20 protein-coding genes are annotated in these 20670 nt (G+C 72.6%); 18 read left to right on the top strand and 2 right to left on the bottom strand.

Going from position 1 to position 20670, the window contains the following annotated elements:
* Positions 1 to 2 precede the first annotated feature (2 nt).
* Positions 3 to 503: an NUDIX domain-containing protein gene (locus tag ACIQVZ_RS17735; protein ID WP_402450890.1), complete on the top strand. Its 501-nt coding sequence runs from the start codon at positions 3 to 5 to the stop codon at positions 501 to 503.
* Positions 504 to 607: 104 nt separating this feature from the next.
* Here the strand turns inward: ACIQVZ_RS17735 and ACIQVZ_RS17740 are convergent, their stop codons facing one another.
* A complete protein-coding gene (locus ACIQVZ_RS17740; protein WP_402450891.1) occupies positions 608 to 1246 on the bottom strand; it encodes a TIGR03085 family metal-binding protein in 639 nt (212 codons plus the stop codon).
* A gap of 19 nt (positions 1247 to 1265) precedes the next feature.
* Entirely contained in the window at positions 1266 to 1835 is a 570-nt protein-coding gene (locus ACIQVZ_RS17745; protein ID WP_402450893.1) for a hypothetical protein, read from the bottom strand.
* 204 nt (positions 1836 to 2039) lie between these two features.
* Between ACIQVZ_RS17745 and hisI the strand changes: the two genes are divergently transcribed.
* The 17 genes from hisI to ACIQVZ_RS17830 all read left to right on the top strand — a co-directional run bounded on the left by hisI (position 2040) and on the right by ACIQVZ_RS17830 (position 20458).
* Entirely contained in the window at positions 2040 to 2411 is a 372-nt protein-coding gene (gene hisI / locus ACIQVZ_RS17750; protein ID WP_063347172.1) for a phosphoribosyl-AMP cyclohydrolase, read from the top strand.
* Positions 2412 to 2459: 48 nt separating this feature from the next.
* A complete protein-coding gene (locus ACIQVZ_RS17755; RefSeq protein ID WP_402450896.1) occupies positions 2460 to 3983 on the top strand; it encodes an anthranilate synthase component I in 1524 nt (507 codons plus the stop codon).
* A 64-nt stretch (positions 3984 to 4047) separates the two neighbouring features.
* On the top strand, positions 4048 to 4572 hold the full coding sequence (locus ACIQVZ_RS17760) for a Uma2 family endonuclease (RefSeq protein ID WP_402450899.1): 525 nt from the start codon (positions 4048 to 4050) through the stop codon (positions 4570 to 4572).
* Positions 4573 to 4640: 68 nt separating this feature from the next.
* Positions 4641 to 5171, top strand: a complete 531-nt coding sequence (locus tag ACIQVZ_RS17765; RefSeq protein WP_402451031.1) for a TIGR02234 family membrane protein — start codon at positions 4641 to 4643, stop codon at positions 5169 to 5171.
* Positions 5172 to 5380: 209 nt separating this feature from the next.
* Positions 5381 to 5635 (top strand): HGxxPAAW family protein, encoded by a 255-nt coding sequence (locus tag ACIQVZ_RS17770; RefSeq protein WP_350885707.1) that lies wholly within the window; start codon positions 5381 to 5383, stop codon positions 5633 to 5635.
* A gap of 168 nt (positions 5636 to 5803) precedes the next feature.
* On the top strand, positions 5804 to 6247 hold the full coding sequence (locus ACIQVZ_RS17775; RefSeq protein ID WP_350885705.1) for a DUF2752 domain-containing protein: 444 nt from the start codon (positions 5804 to 5806) through the stop codon (positions 6245 to 6247).
* Between the two features lie 347 nt (positions 6248 to 6594).
* The gene (trpC, locus tag ACIQVZ_RS17780) at positions 6595 to 7401 is read left to right on the top strand and encodes an indole-3-glycerol phosphate synthase TrpC (protein ID WP_350885703.1); all 807 of its coding nucleotides are present in this window, start codon (positions 6595 to 6597) and stop codon (positions 7399 to 7401) included.
* A gap of 9 nt (positions 7402 to 7410) precedes the next feature.
* Entirely contained in the window at positions 7411 to 7560 is a 150-nt protein-coding gene (gene trpM, locus ACIQVZ_RS17785; RefSeq protein ID WP_167745855.1) for a tryptophan biosynthesis modulator TrpM, read from the top strand.
* Between the two features lie 47 nt (positions 7561 to 7607).
* On the top strand, positions 7608 to 8879 hold the full coding sequence (gene trpB / locus ACIQVZ_RS17790; protein WP_350885701.1) for a tryptophan synthase subunit beta: 1272 nt from the start codon (positions 7608 to 7610) through the stop codon (positions 8877 to 8879).
* Between the two features lie 2 nt (positions 8880 to 8881).
* The gene (gene trpA / locus ACIQVZ_RS17795) at positions 8882 to 9691 is read left to right on the top strand and encodes a tryptophan synthase subunit alpha (protein WP_402450906.1); all 810 of its coding nucleotides are present in this window, start codon (positions 8882 to 8884) and stop codon (positions 9689 to 9691) included.
* A gap of 212 nt (positions 9692 to 9903) precedes the next feature.
* Positions 9904 to 10152 (top strand): hypothetical protein, encoded by a 249-nt coding sequence (locus ACIQVZ_RS17800; protein ID WP_350885697.1) that lies wholly within the window; start codon positions 9904 to 9906, stop codon positions 10150 to 10152.
* 176 nt (positions 10153 to 10328) lie between these two features.
* The gene (locus tag ACIQVZ_RS17805) at positions 10329 to 10847 is read left to right on the top strand and encodes a MauE/DoxX family redox-associated membrane protein (RefSeq protein ID WP_402450909.1); all 519 of its coding nucleotides are present in this window, start codon (positions 10329 to 10331) and stop codon (positions 10845 to 10847) included.
* A 67-nt stretch (positions 10848 to 10914) separates the two neighbouring features.
* On the top strand, positions 10915 to 11778 hold the full coding sequence (locus ACIQVZ_RS17810) for a thioredoxin domain-containing protein (protein ID WP_350885693.1): 864 nt from the start codon (positions 10915 to 10917) through the stop codon (positions 11776 to 11778).
* Positions 11779 to 11921: 143 nt separating this feature from the next.
* On the top strand, positions 11922 to 13031 hold the full coding sequence (gene lgt, locus ACIQVZ_RS17815) for a prolipoprotein diacylglyceryl transferase (protein ID WP_402450914.1): 1110 nt from the start codon (positions 11922 to 11924) through the stop codon (positions 13029 to 13031).
* Positions 13032 to 13191: 160 nt separating this feature from the next.
* Positions 13192 to 13914, top strand: coding sequence for a VIT1/CCC1 transporter family protein (locus tag ACIQVZ_RS17820; protein ID WP_350885790.1), 723 nt, complete (start codon positions 13192 to 13194; stop codon positions 13912 to 13914).
* A gap of 489 nt (positions 13915 to 14403) precedes the next feature.
* The gene (gene gltB, locus ACIQVZ_RS17825; protein ID WP_350887756.1) at positions 14404 to 19005 is read left to right on the top strand and encodes a glutamate synthase large subunit; all 4602 of its coding nucleotides are present in this window, start codon (positions 14404 to 14406) and stop codon (positions 19003 to 19005) included.
* Positions 18998 to 20458: a glutamate synthase subunit beta gene (locus ACIQVZ_RS17830; RefSeq protein WP_350887754.1), complete on the top strand. Its 1461-nt coding sequence runs from the start codon at positions 18998 to 19000 to the stop codon at positions 20456 to 20458. The genes gltB and ACIQVZ_RS17830 overlap by 8 nt, the downstream gene beginning before the upstream one ends.
* Positions 20459 to 20670: the final 212 nt, after the last annotated feature.

Genomic DNA, 20670 nt, shown 5'->3' on the forward strand with positions numbered 1-20670 from the left:
GAGTGGCCCAGCCGACCGCTGATCAGACGACTGCTCTCAAGCCCGCCACGGAGTCGATGACCCTGTTGGTCGCCGCCGTCATCGTCCATGACCTTGAAGCTCAACGTGTCGTTCTTCTCCGGCGGGGGCCCCGGGCCAAGTTCGCGCAGGGCCTGTGGGATCTGCCGGTCGGCAAGAACGAACCAGGCGAGCCGATCACGGAGACGGCGGTTCGCGAACTCAGGGAGGAGACCGGGCTCGTCGTCGCTGCCGCGGACTTGCAACTCGCCCACGTCATCCACGGTGCTCGCGGCGTCGAGGCTCCCAACGGCTTCCTGACCGTAGTTTTCGCCGCCCACCGGTGGTCCGGTGAACTCGCGAACGGGGAACCCGCCAAGCACTCGGACGTTGCCTGGGTCGACGTCGGTGCCGTACCGGAGGAATTCGTCTCCACTACCAGGGATGCCCTGATCAGTTATCTGACCAATGGACCGAGCGTCTCCCTCGACTCGTGGCGGAGCTGATAGCCGCGGGGAGTTTCCGATCTCCTCCCATTCCTCTTGGTCTTGGGTCGTCGAGCGCTGCCCCTCGGTGTTCCGAGGGGCAGCGCATCATTTTTTTTCTCTCTTTAAGGCAGCGGCAGGACGTGGCGGAGGGCTTCGAGGGCGTCGGGGGAGCCGTCCACGGTGAGGGTGGTGTGGGCGCCGCGGCCGTAGGTGAAGAGGACCAGGTCGCCCGGTTCGCCGGTGAGGTGGACGGTGGGGGAGCCGGCGGGGCCGATGGTGAGGGACTGGCCGTCGGGGCGGTTCAGGGTCAGGCGGACGGGGGAGCGGCGGCCGGCTTCCAGGCGGGCCAGCAGCGGCAGTCGGCGCCACAGGGCTTCGGCGCGGCCGGCGGGCACCGGGGAGGGCGTCCAGTCGTCGGCGGCCCGCAGGACGTCCTCGGCGTGCACGTAGTACTCGACGGTGTTCGCGGCCTCGTCCGCGCCGGGCAGGGCGAACAGCGAGAACACCGGCGGGCCGGAGCGGAAGAGCTTCAGCAGTTCCTCGTACGGGCGCTCGGCGTACGCCGACTGCACCCGGTGGGTCCAGTCGGCGAGGGCGCCGACCCGGATGCCGGCCGCCGCGTCGGCGCGGCGCTCGCGGATCACCAGGTGGGCGGCGAGGTCGCGGGTGGTCCACCCGGCGCAGAGGGTGGGGGCGTCCGGCCCGGCGGCGGCCAGGAGTTCGGCGAGACGGTGACGCTCGGCGAGGGCGTGGTTCGACATGGCGCCACGATAGAGGCTGTCAGCGCAGGTTGCCGGTGAGCTTGGGGCCGCCCTGCTTGTTGGAGGCCGTCAGGGTGCAGGTGTAGTCCCGCCAGCCCTGCTGGTAGTTGGCCTGGGCGGGGCCGAACTGGCGGCCGTAGTACGTCTTCCCGTCGTTCTGGCGGGCCTTGGCGGCGGCCTCGGCCTCCTTGCAGCCCTCGCGCATGGCGAGTGCGATCGGGATCTCGCCGGTGAGGCCGTCGGCCAGTTTCAGGTCGGCGATCACCTGGCCGTCGTGCTCGCCGGTGCAGGGGCGCTCCTCGGCCTTGGTGATCACCGGGCTGAGCTGGGGGTGGTCGAAGCAGGCGCCGACCGGGAAGAAGGCGTACGGCGGGGCCTTGGTCGGGGTGGGTGTCGGAGTGGGCGTGGGCGTCGGGGTGGCCGTGGGGGTGGGCGGGGGCGGCGCTGCGGCGGGCTTGCGCTCCTCGGGCCAGAGCAGGACGGTGGCCACCACCGCGAGCAGCACGGCCAGAACGGCCACGACGGCGAGGACCAGGCCCCGGGACGGGCGGGAGTCGGCGGCTGCAGGCGGCTGCTGCTCGGAGGTCATGGGCATGAGGATGGCCCACGCGGGGCCCGCACGGCAGGCGGTTGGCCGAAATCGCCCCTTTACGGCGATGTTCGGGGTGGGGTGCGGCAGACTCCCGGGCGGCGCGGATCCGGCCCGGAGGTGGTGAGCGCACCGAGTAGGGGCACACGGCACGGGGGCGCAGGGCGCATCCGGGGCGGTGGGCCGGACTGCAACAATGGCCCCATGTCCACCACACCCGCCACCCCCGGCACCACCGCCCTGGCCCCCGAGATCGCCGCGCGCCTCAAGCGCACCGAGGACGGCCTGCTCCCGGCGATCGCGCAGCAGTACGACACCGGCGAGGTGCTGATGCTGGGCTGGATGGACGACGAGGCGCTGCACCGCACGCTCACCACCGGCCGCTGCACCTACTGGAGCCGCAGCCGCCGCGAGTACTGGGTGAAGGGCGACACCTCCGGCCACGCCCAGGCGGTCAAGTCGGTGGCGCTGGACTGCGACGGCGACACCCTGCTGGTGAAGGTCGACCAGACCGGTGCCGCCTGCCACACCGGCGACCGCACCTGCTTCGACGCCGACGTGCTCCCGCTCGCCTGACCTCTCCCCCCACTCCTCCTGCCGGAACTCCAGAAGGTGCCGCTCGCCATGGATCTCGAAGCCTTCCGCAAGCTCGCCGTCGACACCCGGGTCATCCCGGTCACCCGCAGGCTCCTCGCGGACGGTCTCACCCCGATCGGCCTCTACCGCAGCCTCGCCGAGGAGCGGCCCGGCACCTTCCTGCTGGAGTCCGCCGAGCAGGGCCGCAGCTGGTCGCGCTACTCGTTCGTCGGCGTCCGCAGCGCCGCCGTCCTCACCGTCGGGGAGGACGGCGAGGCCCGCTGGCTGGGCACCCCGCCGGTCGGCATCCCGACCGGCGGCGACCCCTTGCAGGTGCTGCGCGCCGCGCTGGAGGCGCTGCACACCCCGCGCCGCGACGACGACGGCCTGCCGCCGCTCACCGGCGGCCTGGTCGGCTACCTGGGCTACGACGTCGTCCGCCGGCTGGAGAAGCTGCCCGACCTCAACCCGGACGACCTGCGGCTGCCCGAGCTGACCATGCTGCTCGCCACCGACCTCGCCGTGCTCGACCACGTCGACGGCACGGTGCTGCTGATCGCCAACGCCGTCAACCACAACGACCTCGCCAGCGGCGTGGACGAGGCGTACGCGGACGCGGTGGCCCGGCTGGACGCCATGGAGGCCGACCTGCTCAAGCCGGTCGACCCGGGCCTGGCCACCTTCACCCCGGCCGGGCCGGGCGAGGCCCGCTCCCCGTTCGGCGGCGCGCTGTACCGGGCGGCGGTGGAGGTGGTCAAGGAGCGGATCCGAGCGGGCGAGGCCTTCCAGGTCGTCCCCTCGCAGCGTTTCGAGGCGCCCTGCCCGGCCTCGGCGCTGGACGTCTACCGCGTGCTGCGCACCACCAACCCCAGCCCGTACATGTACCTGTTCCGCTTCCCGGGGCCGGACGGCACCGCCGAGGGCGGCTTCGACGTGGTCGGCTCCAGCCCGGAGGCGCTGGTCAAGGTGACCGGCGGCGAGGCGATGGTGCACCCGATCGCCGGGACGAGGCACCGCGGCGCCACCCCGCACGAGGACGCGGCGCTGGCCGCCGAGCTGCTCGCGGACCCCAAGGAGCGGGCCGAGCACCTGATGCTGGTCGACCTGGGCCGCAACGACCTGGGCCGGGTCTGCGAGCCGGGCAGCGTGGAGGTGATCGACTTCATGCACATCGAGCGCTACAGCCACGTGATGCACATCGTCTCCACCGTCACCGGCCGGGTGGCGCCCGGGCGGACCGCCTTCGACGTGCTGACCGCCTGCTTCCCGGCCGGCACCCTGTCCGGCGCGCCCAAGCCCCGCGCGATGCGGATCATCGAGGAGCTGGAGCCCACCCGCCGCGGCCTGTACGGCGGCTGCGTCGGCTATCTGGACTTCGCCGGGGACTCCGACACCGCGATCGCGATCCGCACCGCCGTGCTGCGCGACGGCACCGCCTTCGTGCAGGCCGGCGCGGGCGTGGTCGCGGACTCCGACCCGCACGGGGAGGACACCGAGTGCCGCAACAAGGCGGCCGCCGTGCTGCGGGCCGTCGCCACCGCCAATACGCTGCGGACGCCGGAACTGTCGTGAGTCGCCAGTCGTGAGTCGGCAGTCGTGAGCTGTGAGCCGTAAGTCGTCGAGGGAGGCGGCCGGGATGTCCGAGGTGTCGCCCGACGAACTGCGGCGGGTGGTCGTGCTCGATGCGGCCGCCCAGATCGAGGACCAGCTGGGCGGGCACGGACGGGCGCTGGCCGGCGCGGTGGTCGACGCCGGGATCGGTGCTCCGGCCGGGGTGCCCGACCTGATCCCCGACCTGATCTCCGACCTGGTGGTGACCGCTCCGGGGGCGGAGCCCGACGGCCGGGGCCGGTACGCCGGGGGCGATGTCGAGGCCGTCCTGGAGGTGGCCCGGCCGCACCTCGCCGAGGCGGCGCCGGCGTACGCGCGCAGCGGGATCCCGCTGTACGTGGTGGTGGATCCGGTGGCGGCGGCCTGCACCGTGCACACCGCGCCGTCCGCCGACGGCGGGTACCGGGAGGCGGAGCGGGTGCCGTTCGGCAATGATCTCTTCCTGCCGCTCGCCGGGCGGACGCTGGTGCTGCGGACGGACGAGTTCCCGGCCGGGCCGCCCACCCCGGGTGCGGGGCCGGACGCCGGTCGGGGGATAGTGGACGGGTGAGCGCACCTGACCAGACCCCCGTACCCGCCCCGCCGGCCCCCGCGTCGGGGCGCCGGACGCTCGGCGTGATGCTCCTGCTGACCGTGCTGAGCGCCGTGCTGGTGCTGACCGCCGTCGGCCGGGTCTGGGCCGAGGGCCGGGCCGGCACCCTGGCGGTGTCCGTCTCCGGCGGCACGATCTCCGAACTCCCGGGCGGGCTGGCCCTGGTGGGGCTCGCGGCGGCCGTCGCGGTGTTCGCGGTGCGCGGCGCGGGCCGGCTCGCGGTCGGCGCGCTGACCCTGCTGGCGGGCCTCGGCGCGGCCGTCGCCTCGGCCGCCGGCGCCGGGGACACCGCCGCGCTGGACGCCGAGGCGGCCCGCAAGCTGGCGCTGTCCGGCTCGGCGGCCACCGAGGTCGGCCACACCGGCTGGCCCTGGGTGGCGCTGGCCGGTGGACTGCTGCTGGCCGTCGCCGGGCTGCTCACCCTCCGCTACGGCCGGAGCTGGCCGGCCATGGGCAGCCGCTACGAGGCGCCCACCCGCAAGGCCCCGGCGAAGAGCGAGACCCCGGCAGACCTGTGGAAGGCGCTGGACCGGGGCGAGGACCCGACCACGGTCTGAGCGCCGGGCCGGGGCTTCCGGCCTGAGCAGGCCTGAGCGGCCCTGAGAGGCCCTGAGCGGCCCTCGGTGGGCCCCGACGCCGGTGTGACGCGATAGACCCGCCACCCGCTTTGGGTCGCCGGTGTGTGGCCCGGCACAATGGAACCCGTCAACCCGCCGGCGGCCCCGCAGGCCCGGCCGGGCCCCGAGAGGCTAGGAGCACCACTCAGATGGCAGCAGCAGCACACGGTCACACCACCGCCGCCTGGACCGGCGTGACCATCACGTTCATCGGTTTCGGGATCGCGGGGGTCGCGATGATCCTCCCGTCGGTGATGCTGGTCTGGGCCGGCATCGCGGTCATCCTGGCCGGCGGTGTGGTCGGCAAGGCCATGTCGATGGCGGGCATGGGCAAGCAGCCGAGCGCCAACGTGTACACCTCGCACGAGGAGCAGCGCGCGGCCCGGGCCGCCGTCGCCGCCTGACGACGGACTCCTCGCAGCAGTACGACCCGCAGGAGTACGACTCGCGGCAGTACCGACTCGTGGCAGTACCGACTCGTAGCAGTACCGACGTCGTAGCAGTACCGAACGGCGGGCGCGCCACGCCCGCCGTTTCGTTCTGTCCGGGCCCGGCCCGGGCAGAATTGGGGCGTGACCTCCGCCTCCACCACCTCCGCCCTGCCGCCCGTCCTGCGCCGGCTCGGCCCGCCGCTGGCCGCGCTGGCGGCGGTGGCCGTCCCCGCCGTCTACGTCGCCGCGGTGGACCCGAACACCCCCGGGCACTACCCCGACTGCCCCTTCCTGGCCGCCACCGGCTGGTGGTGCCCCGGCTGCGGGGGGCTGCGCTGCGTCCACGCGCTGGCCCACGGGGACTTCACCGGCGCGCTGCACGACAACGCCGCGGCCGTCCTGCTGTTCGGCGTCCTGGCGCTGCTGTGGCTGCGCTGGGCCTGGGTCGCGCTGACCGGCGGCGGGCCGCGGCCCAGGGCCCCGCTCGGGGCCCGGCGCTGGGTGCTGGTCCTCCTGCTGCTGCTGGTGTTCACGGTGGTGCGCAACCTGCCCGTCGGGGCGGGGCTGGCGCCCCTGCTGGTTTGATCGCCCGCGCCGACGGGTAGCGACCCGCGCGGGCCGGCGCACCGGTCCACAGCGGGGCCCGTACATCGGTCCACTTGGTCCGCGCCGCACGTCCGGGCGGTGCCGGAGAACCGGTGAAACCGCAGTTGGGAGCCGCCCAGGGGGGCGTCCGGCACGCGAGACGCACACCGGGCGGATGCGCCCCGCGCCCCCGGGTGCCGATACCATCGAAGTGCCGCCGGGCCACCGCCCGGACGGCTCGTCGCCGGCGAACGAACAGAAATGTTGGGGGCACTTCGCGTGAGCGAGCGAACCATTGACAGGTGCGTGTTGCGCGCAGCGCCTGCTGAGCGAAGCGAGGTGTGCGCATGAGTGTGCTCGACACGATCATCGACGGGGTCCGCGAGGACCTCGCCGAACGGCAGGCCCGGGTCTCCCTGGACCAGCTGAAGGAACTCGCCGCCAAGGCCCCCGAGGCCAAGGACGGCGTCGCCGCGCTCAAGGGCGACGGGGTCCGGGTGATCTGCGAGGTGAAGCGCTCCAGCCCGTCCAAGGGCGCGCTGGCCGCGATCGCCGACCCGGCCGCCCTGGCGAGCGACTACGCGGCCGGCGGCGCCGCCGCGATCAGCGTGCTCACCGAGCAGCGCCGCTTCGGCGGCTCGCTGGCCGACCTGGACGCCGTCCGCGCGGCGGTGGACACCCCGCTGCTGCGCAAGGACTTCATCGTCACCGCCTACCAGCTGTGGGAGGCCCGCGCGCACGGCGCCGACCTCGCGCTGCTGATCGTCGCCGCCCTCGACCAGTCGGCCCTGGTGTCGCTGATCGAGCGGGCCGAGTCGATCGGCCTCACCCCGCTGGTCGAGGTGCACGACGAGGAGGAGATCAAGCGCGCGGTGGACGCCGGGGCGCGGATCATCGGCGTCAACGCCCGCAACCTCAAGACCCTTGAGGTGGACCGCAACACCTTCGGCAACGTCGTCCACGCCATCCCGGACAGCGTCGTCAAGATCGCCGAGTCCGGCGTGCGAGGCCCGCTGGACGTGATCTCCTACGCCAACCTGGGCGCCGACGCAGTCCTGGTCGGCGAGTCCCTGGTGACCGGCAGGGACCCGCGCGCCGCGGTCGCCGACCTGGTCGCGGCCGGCGCCCACCCCGCCGTCCGGCACAAGGACTGACCCGCCGACATGAAGATCGCCACCCGCCTCGCCCCCGGTTGCCGCCCGCGCGGCTGCCGCGCGCCCGCACGCCGGGTGCTGGGGCGGCGGGTGCGGTACGTGATCGGCTGCGAGCCCGGGCAGGTGCCGGGCCGCCGATGGCGACGGACATCCGGCTGAGCCCAGCCACGAGACGTCCCTGTCGTCATCTCCCAAAGGACTCCACCATGTCCGACAAGTCCGCGAAGGACTACCTGCCCGGCGCCCAGGTGCCGGACGCCCGAGGCTACTTCGGTGCCTATGGCGGCCGCTTCATCCCCGAGGCGCTGGTCGCCGCCGTCGAGCAGGTCGCCGAGGAGTACGAGAAGGCCAAGGCCGATCCGGCCTTCGCCGCCGAACTCGACGGCCTGCTCAAGGACTACACCGGCCGCCCGAGCCCGCTGACCGACGTGCACCGCTTCTCCGCCGAGGCGGGCGGCGCGCGCGTCCTGCTCAAGCGCGAGGACCTCAACCACACCGGCTCGCACAAGATCAACAACGTGCTGGGCCAGGCCCTGCTCACCCGGCGGATGGGCAAGACCCGGATCATCGCCGAGACCGGCGCCGGCCAGCACGGCGTGGCCACCGCCACCGCCTGCGCCCTGTTCGGCTTCGACTGCACCATCTACATGGGCGAGGTCGACACCCAGCGCCAGGCGCTGAACGTCGCCCGGATGCGGATGCTCGGCGCCGAGGTGGTGTCCGTCACCTCCGGCAGCCGCACCCTCAAGGACGCCATCAACGAGGCGTTCCGCGACTGGGTCGCCAACGTGGACTCCACCCACTACCTGTTCGGCACCGTGGCCGGCCCGCACCCCTTCCCGATGATGGTCCGCGACTTCCACCGGGTCATCGGCGTCGAGGCCCGCCAGCAGGTGCTCGACCGCACCGGGCGGCTGCCCGACGCCGTCGTCGCCTGCGTCGGCGGCGGCTCCAACGCGATGGGCATCTTCCACGAGTTCATCCCCGACGCCGGCGTGCGCCTGATCGGCTGCGAGGCCGCCGGCGAGGGCGCCGACACCCCCAAGCACGCCGCCACCCTCACCAAGGGCGACCCCGGCGTGCTGCACGGCTCGCGCACCTACGTCCTCCAGGACGAGGACGGCCAGACCATCGAGTCGCACTCCATCTCCGCCGGCCTCGACTACCCGGGCGTCGGCCCGGAGCACGCCTGGCTGAAGGACACCGGACGGGCCGAGTACCGCCCCGTCACCGACGACGCCGCCATGCAGGCGCTGCGGCTGCTGTCCCGCACCGAGGGCATCATCCCGGCCATCGAGAGCGCCCACGCGCTGGCCGGCGCCCTGGAACTGGGCCGCGAGCTCGGGCCCGAGGCCACCATCCTGGTCTCGCTCTCCGGGCGCGGCGACAAGGACATGCACACCGCGGCCGAGTACTTCGGCCTGTACGACGAGCCGGCCGGCGGTTCGGCCCACGACGCGGCCCACGGGGGTAAGTGACCATGGCATCGAAGCTCAGTGGCATCCTGGCGGCCGCCAAGGCCGAGGACCGCGCCGCGCTGATCGGCTACCTGCCGGGCGGCTTCCCGACCGTCGACGGCGGCATCCGGGCGATCAACGCCCTGATCGAGGGCGGCTGCGACATCGTCGAGGTCGGCCTGCCGCACTCCGACCCGGTGCTGGACGGCGCCGTCATCCAGACCGCCGACGACATCGCGCTGCGCGGCGGCGTGCGGATCAAGGACGTGCTGCGCACCGTCCAGGAGGTCGCCGCCGCGCACCCCGAGGCGGCGGTGCTGGTGATGACGTACTGGAACCCGGTCGACCGCTACGGCACCGTGCGCTTCGCCGCCGACCTCGCCGCCGCGGGCGGCGCCGGCTGCATCCTGCCGGACCTGCCGGTCGAGGAGTCCGAGGAGTGGCGCAAGGCGGCGGACGAGCACGGTCTGGACACCGTGTTCGTGGTCGCCCCCAGCAGCAAGGACCCGCGCCTGGCCGAGGTCACCGCGGCCGGCAGCGGCTTCGTCTACGCGGCCGCCGTGATGGGCGTGACCGGGACCCGCGCCCAGGTCGGCTCGCTCGCCGAGGACCTGGTCGCCCGCACCCGGGCGACCACCGACCTGCCGGTCTGCGTCGGCCTCGGCGTCTCCACCCCCGAGCAGGCCGCCGAGGTGGCGGGCTTCGCCGACGGCGTGATCGTGGGCTCCGCGTTCGTCAAGCGGATCCTGGAGGCCGGCGACGACGAGGCGGCCGCGCTGGACGCGGTGCGCGCCCTGGCCGGCGAGCTGGCGGCGGGCGTCCGCCGGCGCTGACCCGGTACCACGTGACGGCCCGCCACCCTTCGTGGGTGGCGGGCCGTCGCGCTTGCGTGCGCCCGGCTCGCCGGGCGGCGGCGCTCGCGCGGCCCCGAACGGGTGAACAGCGACGGGCACACGCATCAGCCGGGGTTGACCGGCGTTGAGTGGAGGGACGAGTGCACGAACGAGGTGCACGGGGGTTGCCGAGCGAGCGAAGGAGTGAGCCGGTGCCGGGTCTCCATCGGGCCGTTCTGCTGCGGGCGGCCGCCGCCGCACTGGCGCTCGGCGCCGCCGTCGGAGCGCACACCGAGGTGGGGCAGGCGCTGGCCAAGCGCGGTGCCGAGCGGGCCGTGCGGGACGCGTACGCCTGCGCCGAGGCGGCCCGCTGGGACGCCGCCGAACGGGCCGCCCACCCGCACCACGAGGGCCGCGCCGACCTGTTCGACCCCGGCCGCCCGCCCGGCTGCCGTTCCTGAGAGCCGGGCGGACCTGATCGACCACGGCCACCCACCCCTGAACGGACGTTCGCCGGATTCGGACACACCATCACCAGACGTCACCCATCCGGCTTAATTCCTGAATATGGAGGAACCGTCCTTCATCCCTTACGGTTCATCAGGAAGTGAACGAGTTTCCCGAGGGGGGTTCCCTGATGGCCGGCCCGGCAGCGCAGCCCGGTGACCCGGCGCCCGCGCCGCCCGCCCGGCGGCCGGTGCCGGCCTGGAGTCCGTGGCTGGGCACCGTCGTCCGGCTCGGCCTCGCGGTGGTCTGGGGCTGGGCCGGCCTGGCCAAGATCGCCGACCCGGCGGAGGCCGCCCAGGCCGTCCGCGCCTACGAGATCCTGCCCGAGGGCCTGGTCAAGCCGGTCGGCTACGCCCTGCCCTTCCTGGAGCTGGCGCTCGCCCTGCTGCTGGTGATCGGCCTCGGCGTCCGGATCGTCGCCGGCGTCTCGGCGCTGCTGCTGCTCACCTTCATCGCCGGGATCGCCGCCGCCTGGGCGCGCGGCATCTCGATCGACTGCGGCTGCTTCGGCGGCGGCGGGCACGTCGACGCCTCGCAGACCGAGTACCTCCAGGAGATCCTGCGCGACACCGGGTTCCTCCTGCTGGCCGGGTGGCTGCTGTGGCGGCCCCGCACCAGGATCTCGGCGGACGGCTGGCTGGCGAGCTGACCGGCCGGCCCCGCCGCACCCCCACCCCACCCCACGAAGGCCCTCCCCGATTGTGGATGTCAAGGCAATGAGCGAGAAGAACCGAGAAGGCAAGCGCACCGCCCGCGAGCGGATGCTGGAGCAGCGGGCGGCCGACGAGGCCACGTCCAGGCGCAGGAAGAAGCTGTTGGTGGGCGGCGCGGTGCTCGTGGTGATCGCCGCCGCCGTGGTCACCGGCGTCGTGGTGCAGAACCAGCGCTCCAAGCCGGAGACCCCGGTCGCCGCCCCCGCCGGGACGATCGGCGACAAGAACCTGGTCATCCCGGCCGGATCGGCCAACGCCCCGGCCGTCCTCACCGTCTACGAGGACCCGCGCTGCCCGGCCTGCGGGATCTTCGAGCGCGAGTTCTCCTCGACCGTCGACCAGCTGGAAGACGCCGGCAAGATCTACACCAACTACCACATCGTGTCGTTCATCGACCGGGCCGTCCCGGGCAAGGGCTCCAAGGCCGGCGCCAACGCGCTGGCCTGCGCCCAGGACGCCGGGCACTTCCGGGACTTCCACGACGTGCTGTACCGCAACCAGCCGGACGAGACCAGCGACGCCTTCGGCGACAAGGCCGTCCTGATCAACCTCGCCAAACAGGTCAACGGCCTCGACACGCCCACGTTCGAGGCCTGCGTCAACGACAACAAGTACGGCGGATGGGTGTCGTCCGTGCAGCAGGACTTCGACAAGTCCAGCTACAAGTCCACCCCGACCGTGCTGCTCAACGGCCAGCCGATCTACCCCAAGAACGGCGCCGAGGAGATCACCCCGGCGAACCTGGTGAAGTGGGTCGACGCCGCCAACCAGGGCAAGCAGCTGGGCACCGCGGGCTCCAACGGGCAGACCCCGGCGCCCACCAGCACCGCCTCGGAGGCCAACAACCCGTCGCCGACCGCGGGCTGAGCCCCGCACACCGCCGGGTGACCGCCGCCTCCTCCTCCCCGTCCGGAGGGGGCGGCGGCGCCGTTCCCGGTGCCCGTTGTTCGGTATCTGTGACCCCGGGGGTGCCCAGCGGGGGCCGCAGACCCTGTAGCGTCGGAACCGCCATGGATATCGCCTACATTCCCAGCCCGTCGCGGGGCGTCCTGTACCTCGGACCGATCCCGCTGCGCGCCTACGCCTTCTGCATCATCCTCGGTGTCGTCGTGGCCGTCTGGCTCGGCAGCAAGCGCTGGGTCGCCCGGGGCGGTGCCAAGCACACGGTCGGCGACATCGCCGTCTGGGCCGTGCCCTTCGGCCTGGTCGGCGGCCGGCTGTACCACGTGATCACCGACCACCAGCTGTACTTCGGGGCCGGCAGGAACCCCTGGAACGCCTTCAAGATCTGGGAGGGCGGCCTCGGCATCTGGGGCGCCGTCGCGCTCGGCGCGGTCGGGGCCTGGATCGGCTGCCGCCGCCGGGGCGTGCCGCTGCCCGCGTACGCGGACGCCATCGCGCCGGGCATCGCGCTCGCGCAGGCGATGGGCCGCTGGGGCAACTACTTCAACCAGGAGCTGTACGGCCGGCCGACCACGCTGCCGTGGGGCCTGGAGATCGACAAGACGCTGCCGGGCGGCGAGGTCGTCAAGGGCGTCTACCACCCGACCTTCCTGTACGAGTCGATCTGGTGCGTCGGGGTCGCGCTGCTGGTCATCTGGGCCGACCGCCGCTTCAAGCTGGGGCACGGCCGGGCCTTCGCGCTGTACGTGGCCGCGTACACGGTGGGCCGGTTCTGGACCGAGTGGCTGCGGATCGACGAGGCGCACGTCTACTTCGGCCTGCGGCTGAACGACTGGACGTCGATCGTGGTGTTCATCGGTGCCGTGGTCTACCTGGTGGTCGTCGGCAAGAAGCGGCCCGGCCGGGAGGACCCGGCGAGCATCGACCCGCTGGCCGACGAGGAGGGCGAGGCGCAGGGCCCGTCCGACAAGGCGGCGGCGTCCGAGAAGGCCGCGGTGTCCGGCAAGGCCGCGCCGTCCGAGAAGTCCGGCAAGGCCGAGAAGGCCGGCAAGGCCGCTTCGGCGGAGAAGGCCGCCGGGAGGCCCGCGCCGTCCGAGAAGGTCGCCGGGGCCGGTGAGACCGCCGAACTGTCTCAGCCCACGGACGAAAAGGCGGACGCGGAGGCGGTCTCCGAAGCCGTCGAGAGCGCCGACAAGAATGCCAAGAACCTGACCTGACCTGGGAGTTACCCCCGCTTCGGCCGCCCGCGCGATGCTCGCGCAGGGCGGCCGAAGCGCTGTTCGGACAGCCTTACTTTGCTGGAAATGCGCAGGTCAGGCGGTCTACGGTCGGGGCAGACGAATCGAACGGAGGGGAACTGCCGTGAGCGCGACCACCCTGGAGCCCGAGGCCGGGAACCACCCCCGCATACCCGCTGCCGGGCACCACCGGGACGTGAACGGAGGCTGGCTGCGGCCCGCCGTGTTCGGGGCGATGGACGGCCTGGTCTCCAACTTCGCGCTGATGACCGGCGTGGTCGGCGGCTCGGCGTCCAGCGGCACGGTGGTGCTGACCGGGCTCGCCGGGCTGGTGGCCGGCGCCTGCTCGATGGCGGCGGGGGAGTACACCTCGGTGGCCTCGCAGGCCGAGCTGGTGCAGGCCGAGATCGAGGCCGAGCGGCTGGAGCTGAGCCGCAACCCGCACGGAGAGCTGGCCGAGCTGGCGCAGCTGTACATCGCCCGCGGGGTGGAACCGGACCTCGCCCACGAGGTGGCCCGGCAGCTGTCCGCCAACCCGGACCAGGCCCTGGAGATCCACGCCCGGGAGGAACTGGGCATCGACCCGAACGACCTGCCGTCACCGTGGGTGGCCGCCGGGTCGTCCTTCGTCTGCTTCGCCGTGGGCGCGCTGCTGCCGCTCCTGCCGTACCTGCTGGGGGCGACCTCGCTGGTGCCGGCGCTGCTGCTGTCGGTGGTGGGGCTGTTCCTGTGCGGCGCGGTGGTGGCCCGGGTGACGGCGCGCAGCTGGTGGTTCAGCGGGCTTCGGCAGCTGGTGCTGGGCGGGGCGGCGGCCGGGGTGACGTACCTGCTGGGGTGGCTGATCGGCGGGCACGTCGGCTAGGTCCTGCCCGGCGTCGCGGGCCCGGCAAGATCGGCCGGACAGGACCCGGGTGCGCTCGTTCGGCCGGGGTGTGTGACGACCCGGTGGAGTGCATGACTATGCCGGGAAGTGCGTGACGTTCCGCACATGGCTGCCGGGTGGCGCCTGGCCTAGTCTCACCATTCGGGCCTCGGGGCCGAGGATTCGCATCCGTGGCCGAGCCCTCGGGATCGATTCACAGGCGTCCTTGATCGTCCCGTGTGGCGATCGGGTTTCGCCCCTGTTTCAGGCGGCCGACCGCCGGGCACAATCGAGGGGACGCGCATTGTGGCGCGTCCTCTCATTCCCCCCTTGACCTGCGGATCAGTCCGCCATGTGGACGAGATATTCCACTTCCCGGGATCTTGGGCATCATGTAACTTGCACGAAATCGCATCAGGGCCAACGTCGTCCCTCCTTGCACCACACAGCCGAAAGACGACGACGGGAGAGCCGATGCTGCCTGCATCCATGCACTCCGCCAACGAGCCCCAGGCCGGCGCAGCCCGCCAGCCGTACGCGCTCGTTCCGGATGCGCGACCTACCGCTCAGGGCCTGTACGACCCGCGGAACGAGCACGACGCCTGCGGCGTCGGTTTCGTCGCCACGCTGACCGGCATCGCCGACCACACCATCGTCGAACAGGCGCTGACCGTCCTGCGCAACCTGGAGCACCGCGGCGCCACCGGCGCCGAGCCGGACTCCGGTGACGGCGCCGGCATCCTCACCCAGATCCCGGACGCCTTCCTGCGCGGCAAGGTCGACTTCGAGCTCCCCGCCGCCGGCTCCTACGCGGTCGGCATCGCCTTCCTGCCCGACGAGGACGCCGCCGACGCGGACGCCGTCGCCCGGATCGAGGCCATCGCGGCCGAGGAGGACCTCACCGTCCTCGGCTGGCGCGACGTCCCCGTCACCCCGGACCTGCTCGGCGCCACCGCCCGCAGCGTCATGCCGCGCTTCCGGCAGCTCTTCCTCGCCAAGGAGGGCCTGGCCGGGATCGAGCTCGACCGGACCGCCTTCGTCGTCCGCAAGCGCTCCGAGCGCGAGGTTGGGGTCTACTTCCCGTCGCTGTCCGCGCGCACCATCGTCTACAAGGGCATGCTGACCACCGGCCAGCTGGAGCCCTTCTTCCCCGACCTGTCGGACCGCTCCTACGCCTCCGCCGTCGGCCTGGTGCACTCGCGCTTCTCCACCAACACCTTCCCGAGCTGGCCGCTCGCCCACCCGTACCGGTTCGTCGCCCACAACGGCGAGATCAACACGGTCAAGGGCAACCGCAACTGGATGAGCGCCCGCGAGTCCCAGCTCGCCACCGACCTCATCCCCGCCAACCGCAACGGCCGGGGCCTGGAGCGGATCTTCCCGGTCTGCACCCCGGACCACTCCGACTCCGCCTCCTTCGACGAGGTCCTGGAGCTGCTCCACCTCGGCGGCCGCTCGCTGCCGCACTCGGTGCTGATGATGATCCCGGAGGCGTGGGAGAACCACGCCACCATGGACCCGGCCCGCCGCGCCTTCTACCAGTACCACTCCAACCTGATGGAGCCCTGGGACGGCCCGGCCTGCGTCACCTTCACCGACGGCACCCAGATCGGCGCCGTGCTCGACCGCAACGGCCTGCGCCCGGCCCGCTACTGGATCACCGAGGACGGCCTCGTCGTCCTCTCGTCCGAGGTCGGCGTGCTCGACATCGACCAGGAGAAGGTCGCCAAGAAGGGCCGCCTGCAGCCCGGCCGGATGTTCCTCGTCGACACCGCCGAGGGCCGCATCGTCGGGGACGAGGAGATCAAGTCCTCCCTCGCCGCCGAGCACCCCTACGCGGAGTGGGTCGCCGCCGGGCAGATCCAGCTCGCCAAGCTGCCCGAGCGCGAGCACATCTTCCACACCCACGCCTCGGTCACCCGCCGCCAGCAGACCTTCGGCTACACCGAGGAGGAGCTGCGGGTCATCCTCGCCCCGATGGCCAAGACCGGCGGCGAGGCGCTCGGCTCGATGGGCACCGACTCGCCGATCGCCGCGCTCAGCGAGAAGCCGCGCCTGCTCTTCGACTACTTCGTCCAGCTCTTCGCGCAGGTCACCAACCCGCCGCTGGACGCCATCCGCGAGGAGCTCGTCACCTCGCTGCTCAGCAACCTCGGCCCCGAGGGCAACCTGCTGGCCGCCGAGGCCGCCGCCTGCCGCTCGGTCGGCATCACCTTCCCGGTGATCGACAACGACGAGCTGGCCAAGCTCGTCCACATCAACCACGACGGCGACCAGCCCGGCCTCAAGGCCGTCACGCTCTCCGGCCTCTACAAGGTCGCCGCCGGCGGCCGGGGCCTGGCCGCCCGGCTGGCCGAGATCGCCGCCGAGGCCGACGCCGCGATCGCCGACGGCGCCCGGATCATCGTGCTCTCCGACCGGCACTCCGACGCCGAGCACGCCCCGATCCCCTCGCTGCTGCTCACCTCCGCGATCCACCACCACCTCATCCGCACCAAGCAGCGCACCCAGGTGTCGCTGCTGGTCGAGGCCGGCGACGTCCGCGAGGTGCACCACGTCGCGCTGCTGATCGGCTACGGCGCCGGCGCCGTCAACCCGTACCTGGCCATGGAGTCCGTCGAGGACCTCGTCGCCCAGAAGGTGTTCATCCAGGGCGTCGAGGCCGAGAAGGCCATCAAGAACCTGATCAAGGCGCTCGGCAAGGGCGTGCTCAAGGTCATGTCCAAGATGGGCATCTCGACCGTCGCCTCCTACCGCGGCGCCCAGGTCTTCGAGGCCATCGGCCTCTCCCAGGAGCTGGTCGACGGCTACTTCGCCGGCACCACCACCAAGCTCGGCGGCATCGGCCTGGAGGAGATCGCCAAGGAGACCGCCGCCCGCCACGCCAAGGCCTACCCGGCCTCCGGCATCCCGGCCGCGCACCGCGCGCTGGAGATCGGCGGCGAGTACCAGTGGCGCCGCGAGGGCGAGCCGCACCTGTTCGACCCGGACACCGTCTTCCGGCTCCAGCACTCCACCCGCAACCGCCGGTACGACATCTTCAAGCAGTACACGGACCGGGTGAACGAGCAGTCCACCCGCCTGATGACACTGCGCGGCCTGTTCCAACTGGACGCCCTCGGCCGGACCCCGATCCCGGTCGAGGAGGTCGAGCCGGTCTCCGAGATCGTCAAGCGCTTCTCCACCGGCGCCATGTCGTACGGCTCCATCTCCCTGGAGGCGCACGAGACCCTCGCCATCGCGATGAACCGCCTCGGCGGCAAGTCCAACACCGGCGAGGGCGGCGAGGACCCGGACCGCCTGTACGACCCCGAGCGCCGCTCGGCCATCAAGCAGGTCGCCTCCGGCCGCTTCGGCGTCACCTCCGAGTACCTGGTCAACGCCGACGACATCCAGATCAAGATGGCCCAGGGCGCCAAGCCCGGCGAGGGCGGCCAGCTGCCCGGCCACAAGGTCTACCCGTGGGTCGCCAAGACCCGGCACTCCACCCCGGGTGTCGGCCTGATCTCGCCGCCGCCGCACCACGACATCTACTCGATCGAGGACCTGGCGCAGCTCATCCACGACCTCAAGAACGCCAACCCGGCCGCCCGCATCCACGTGAAGCTGGTCTCCGAGGTCGGCGTCGGCACGGTCGCCGCGGGCGTCTCCAAGGCGCACGCCGACGTGGTGCTGGTCTCCGGGCACGACGGCGGCACCGGCGCCTCCCCGCTGACCTCGCTGAAGCACGCGGGCGGCCCCTGGGAGCTCGGCCTCGCCGAGACCCAGCAGACCCTGCTGCTCAACGGCCTGCGCGACCGCATCGTCGTGCAGACCGACGGCCAGCTCAAGACCGGCCGCGACGTCGTCATCGCCGCGCTGCTCGGCGCCGAGGAGTTCGGTTTCGCCACCGCGCCGCTGGTCGTCTCCGGCTGCATCATGATGCGCGTCTGCCACCTGGACACCTGCCCGGTCGGCGTCGCCACCCAGAACCCGGTGCTGCGCGAGCGCTTCTCCGGCAAGCCCGAGTTCGTGGTCAACTTCTTCGAGTTCATCGCCGAGGAGGTCCGGGAGATCCTCGCCGAGCTGGGCTTCCGCACGATCGAGGAGGCCGTCGGCCACGCCGAGCACATCGACGCGGCCGCCGCCATCGACCACTGGAAGGCCGCCGGGCTCGACCTGGCCCCGCTCTTCCACGTCCCGCAGCTGCCCGAGGGCGCGGCCCGCCACCGCACCACCTTCCAGGACCACGCGCTCGACAAGGCCCTGGACAACCAGCTGATCACGCTCGCCGAGGACGCCCTGGAGCGCGGCGAGACCGTCCGCATCCAGCTGCCGATCCGCAACGTCAACCGCACCGTCGGCACCATGCTCGGCCACGAGGTGACCAGGCGCTACCGCGGCGAGGGCCTGCCCGAGGGCACCATCGACGTCACCTTCACCGGCTCCGCCGGGCAGTCCTTCGGCGCCTTCGTGCCGCGCGGCGTGACCCTGCGGCTGGAGGGCGACGCCAACGACTACGTCGGCAAGGGCCTCTCCGGCGGTGTCGTGATCGTCCGCCCGGCCCGCGACGCCGCGGCCATCGGCAACGACGCGCAGAACCACGTCATCGCCGGCAACACCATCGGCTACGGCGCCACCTCCGGCCGGATCCACCTGCGCGGCAAGGCCGGCGAGCGCTTCGCCGTCCGCAACTCCGGTGCCACCCTCGTCGTCGAGGGCGTGGGCGACCACGGCCTGGAGTACATGACCGGCGGCCGGGTCGTCATCCTCGGCGAGACCGGGCGCAACCTGGCGGCCGGCATGTCCGGCGGCATCGCCTACGTCCTGGACCTGCGCCCCGCGAACGTCAACGACGGCCTGGTGGGCATCGAGGCCCCCTCCGCCGCCGACCGCGACTGGCTGCGCGAGACCGTGCAGCAGCACTACGAGGAGACCGGCTCCACCGTCGCCGCCGAACTCCTGGCCGACTGGGGCAGCGGGGTCTCCCGCTTCTCCACGATCATGCCGACCGACTACAAGGCAGTGCTCGCCGCCAAGGACGCCGCTGAGCGCGATGGCCTCTCCGAGGCCGAGACCACTCGCAAGATGATGGAGGCGGCTAATGGCTGACCCCAAGGGCTTCCTGACCACGCCCAAGCAGCTGGCCGAGCGGCGCCCCGTCGACGTGCGCCTGCGGGACTGGAACGAGGTCTACGTCGAGCGCAGCCTCCTGCCGATCATCACCGAGCAGGCCGGCCGCTGCATGGACTGCGGCATCCCGTTCTGCCACAACGGCTGCCCGCTCGGGAACCTCATCCCCGAGTGGAACGACCTCGCCTACCGGGACGACTTCGTCGGCGCGATCGAGCGGCTGCACGCGACCAACAACTTCCCGGAGTTCACCGGCCGCCTCTGCCCGGCGCCCTGCGAGTCGGCCTGCGTGCTCGGCATCAACCAGGACGCGGTGACCATCAAGAACGTCGAGGTCACCATCATCGACAAGGCCTGGGACCGCGGCGGCGTCACGCCGCAGGTCCCGGAGCGGCTGTCCGGCAAGACCGTCGCCGTCGTCGGCTCCGGCCCGGCCGGCCTGGCCGTCGCCCAGCAGCTCACCAGGGCCGGGCACACCGTCGTCGTGTACGAGCGCGCCGACCGCGTCGGCGGCCTGCTGCGCTACGGCATCCCCGAGTTCAAGATGGAGAAGCGCCACATCAACCGCCGCGTCGAGCAGATGCGCGCGGAGGGCACCCGCTTCCGCACCGGCGTGCACGTCGGCGAGGACATCACCGGCCAGCAGCTGCGCGAGCGCTTCGACGCCGTCGTCGTCGCCGCCGGCGCCACCACCGCGCGCGACCTGCCGGTGCCCGGGCGCGAGCTCAAGGGCGTCCACCAGGCCATGGAGTACCTGCCGCTGGCCAACAAGGTACAGGAGGGCGACTTCGTCGAGTCGCCGATCAGCGCCAAGGGCAAGCACGTCGTCGTCATCGGCGGCGGCGACACCGGCGCCGACTGCGTCGGCACCGCCCACCGCCAGGGCGCGGCCTCCGTCACCCAGCTGGAGATCATGCCGCGGCCCGCCGAGGAGCGCCCCGGCCACCAGCCCTGGCCGACCATGCCGATGACCTACAAGGTCACCTCCGCGCACGAGGAGGGCGGCGAGCGGATCTACTCCGTGAACACCACCCACTTCACCGGCGACGAGCACGGCGACGTCCAGGAGCTGCACCTCGTCGAGGTCGAGTTCAGGGACGGCCGCTTCGAGCCCGTCCCCGGCACCGAGCGGGCCATCCCGGCGCAGCTCGTCACCCTGGCCATGGGCTTCACCGGCACCGACGTCCGCAACGGCCTGGTCGAGCAGCTCGGCGTGGACCTGGACGCGCGCGGTAACATTGGCCGCGACGGCCGGTTCGCCACCAATGTCGATGGCGTGTACGTCTGCGGAGACGCCGGTCGCGGTCAGTCGCTGATCGTCTGGGCCATCGCGGAAGGCCGCTCGGCCGCAGCCGCGGTGGACAAGTACCTCGGCGGCAAGACCCCACTGCCGGCCCCGATCCGTCCCACCGACCGCCCGCTGGTCGTCTGACGGGCCGACCGGCCCCCCGAACCCCCGGTGCCGCATCGCCGGGAGCTCAACCCGCTGCCCCCGCCAGCGTCGCCGGGCCAACGCGGTCTCCTGGCGCCTGCCCTCTTCCCCGACCAGTTGGAGGGCGGGCGCCGTCGCGTTCCCCCGCGTTACCCCGAAGCTGGCCGGCCCGTCAAGAGTCGCGTCAACTCTCAGACATTTCCCAGGACTTG

Source organism: Kitasatospora sp. NPDC098663 (genome assembly GCF_044760075.1).
Lineage (GTDB): Bacteria > Actinomycetota > Actinomycetes > Streptomycetales > Streptomycetaceae > Kitasatospora.

Excerpts from the sequence above, each read along its gene's own strand:
- ACIQVZ_RS17740 (WP_402450891.1), bottom strand. The coding sequence starts at position 1,246 with ATGTCGAACCACGCCCTCGCCGAGCGTCACCGTCTCGCCGAACTCCTG.
- ACIQVZ_RS17745 (WP_402450893.1), bottom strand. The coding sequence starts at position 1,835 with ATGACCTCCGAGCAGCAGCCGCCTGCAGCCGCCGACTCCCGCCCGTCC.
- hisI (WP_063347172.1), top strand. The coding sequence starts at position 2,040 with ATGTCCACCACACCCGCCACCCCCGGCACCACCGCCCTGGCCCCCGAG.
- ACIQVZ_RS17755 (WP_402450896.1), top strand. The coding sequence starts at position 2,460 with ATGGATCTCGAAGCCTTCCGCAAGCTCGCCGTCGACACCCGGGTCATC.
- ACIQVZ_RS17760 (WP_402450899.1), top strand. The coding sequence starts at position 4,048 with ATGTCCGAGGTGTCGCCCGACGAACTGCGGCGGGTGGTCGTGCTCGAT.
- ACIQVZ_RS17765 (WP_402451031.1), top strand. The coding sequence starts at position 4,641 with ATGCTCCTGCTGACCGTGCTGAGCGCCGTGCTGGTGCTGACCGCCGTC.
- ACIQVZ_RS17770 (WP_350885707.1), top strand. The coding sequence starts at position 5,381 with ATGGCAGCAGCAGCACACGGTCACACCACCGCCGCCTGGACCGGCGTG.
- trpC (WP_350885703.1), top strand. The coding sequence starts at position 6,595 with ATGAGTGTGCTCGACACGATCATCGACGGGGTCCGCGAGGACCTCGCC.
- trpM (WP_167745855.1), top strand. The coding sequence starts at position 7,411 with ATGAAGATCGCCACCCGCCTCGCCCCCGGTTGCCGCCCGCGCGGCTGC.
- trpB (WP_350885701.1), top strand. The coding sequence starts at position 7,608 with ATGTCCGACAAGTCCGCGAAGGACTACCTGCCCGGCGCCCAGGTGCCG.
- trpA (WP_402450906.1), top strand. The coding sequence starts at position 8,882 with ATGGCATCGAAGCTCAGTGGCATCCTGGCGGCCGCCAAGGCCGAGGAC.
- ACIQVZ_RS17805 (WP_402450909.1), top strand. The coding sequence starts at position 10,329 with ATGGCCGGCCCGGCAGCGCAGCCCGGTGACCCGGCGCCCGCGCCGCCC.
- ACIQVZ_RS17810 (WP_350885693.1), top strand. The coding sequence starts at position 10,915 with ATGAGCGAGAAGAACCGAGAAGGCAAGCGCACCGCCCGCGAGCGGATG.
- lgt (WP_402450914.1), top strand. The coding sequence starts at position 11,922 with ATGGATATCGCCTACATTCCCAGCCCGTCGCGGGGCGTCCTGTACCTC.
- gltB (WP_350887756.1), top strand. The coding sequence starts at position 14,404 with ATGCACTCCGCCAACGAGCCCCAGGCCGGCGCAGCCCGCCAGCCGTAC.
- ACIQVZ_RS17830 (WP_350887754.1), top strand. The coding sequence starts at position 18,998 with ATGGCTGACCCCAAGGGCTTCCTGACCACGCCCAAGCAGCTGGCCGAG.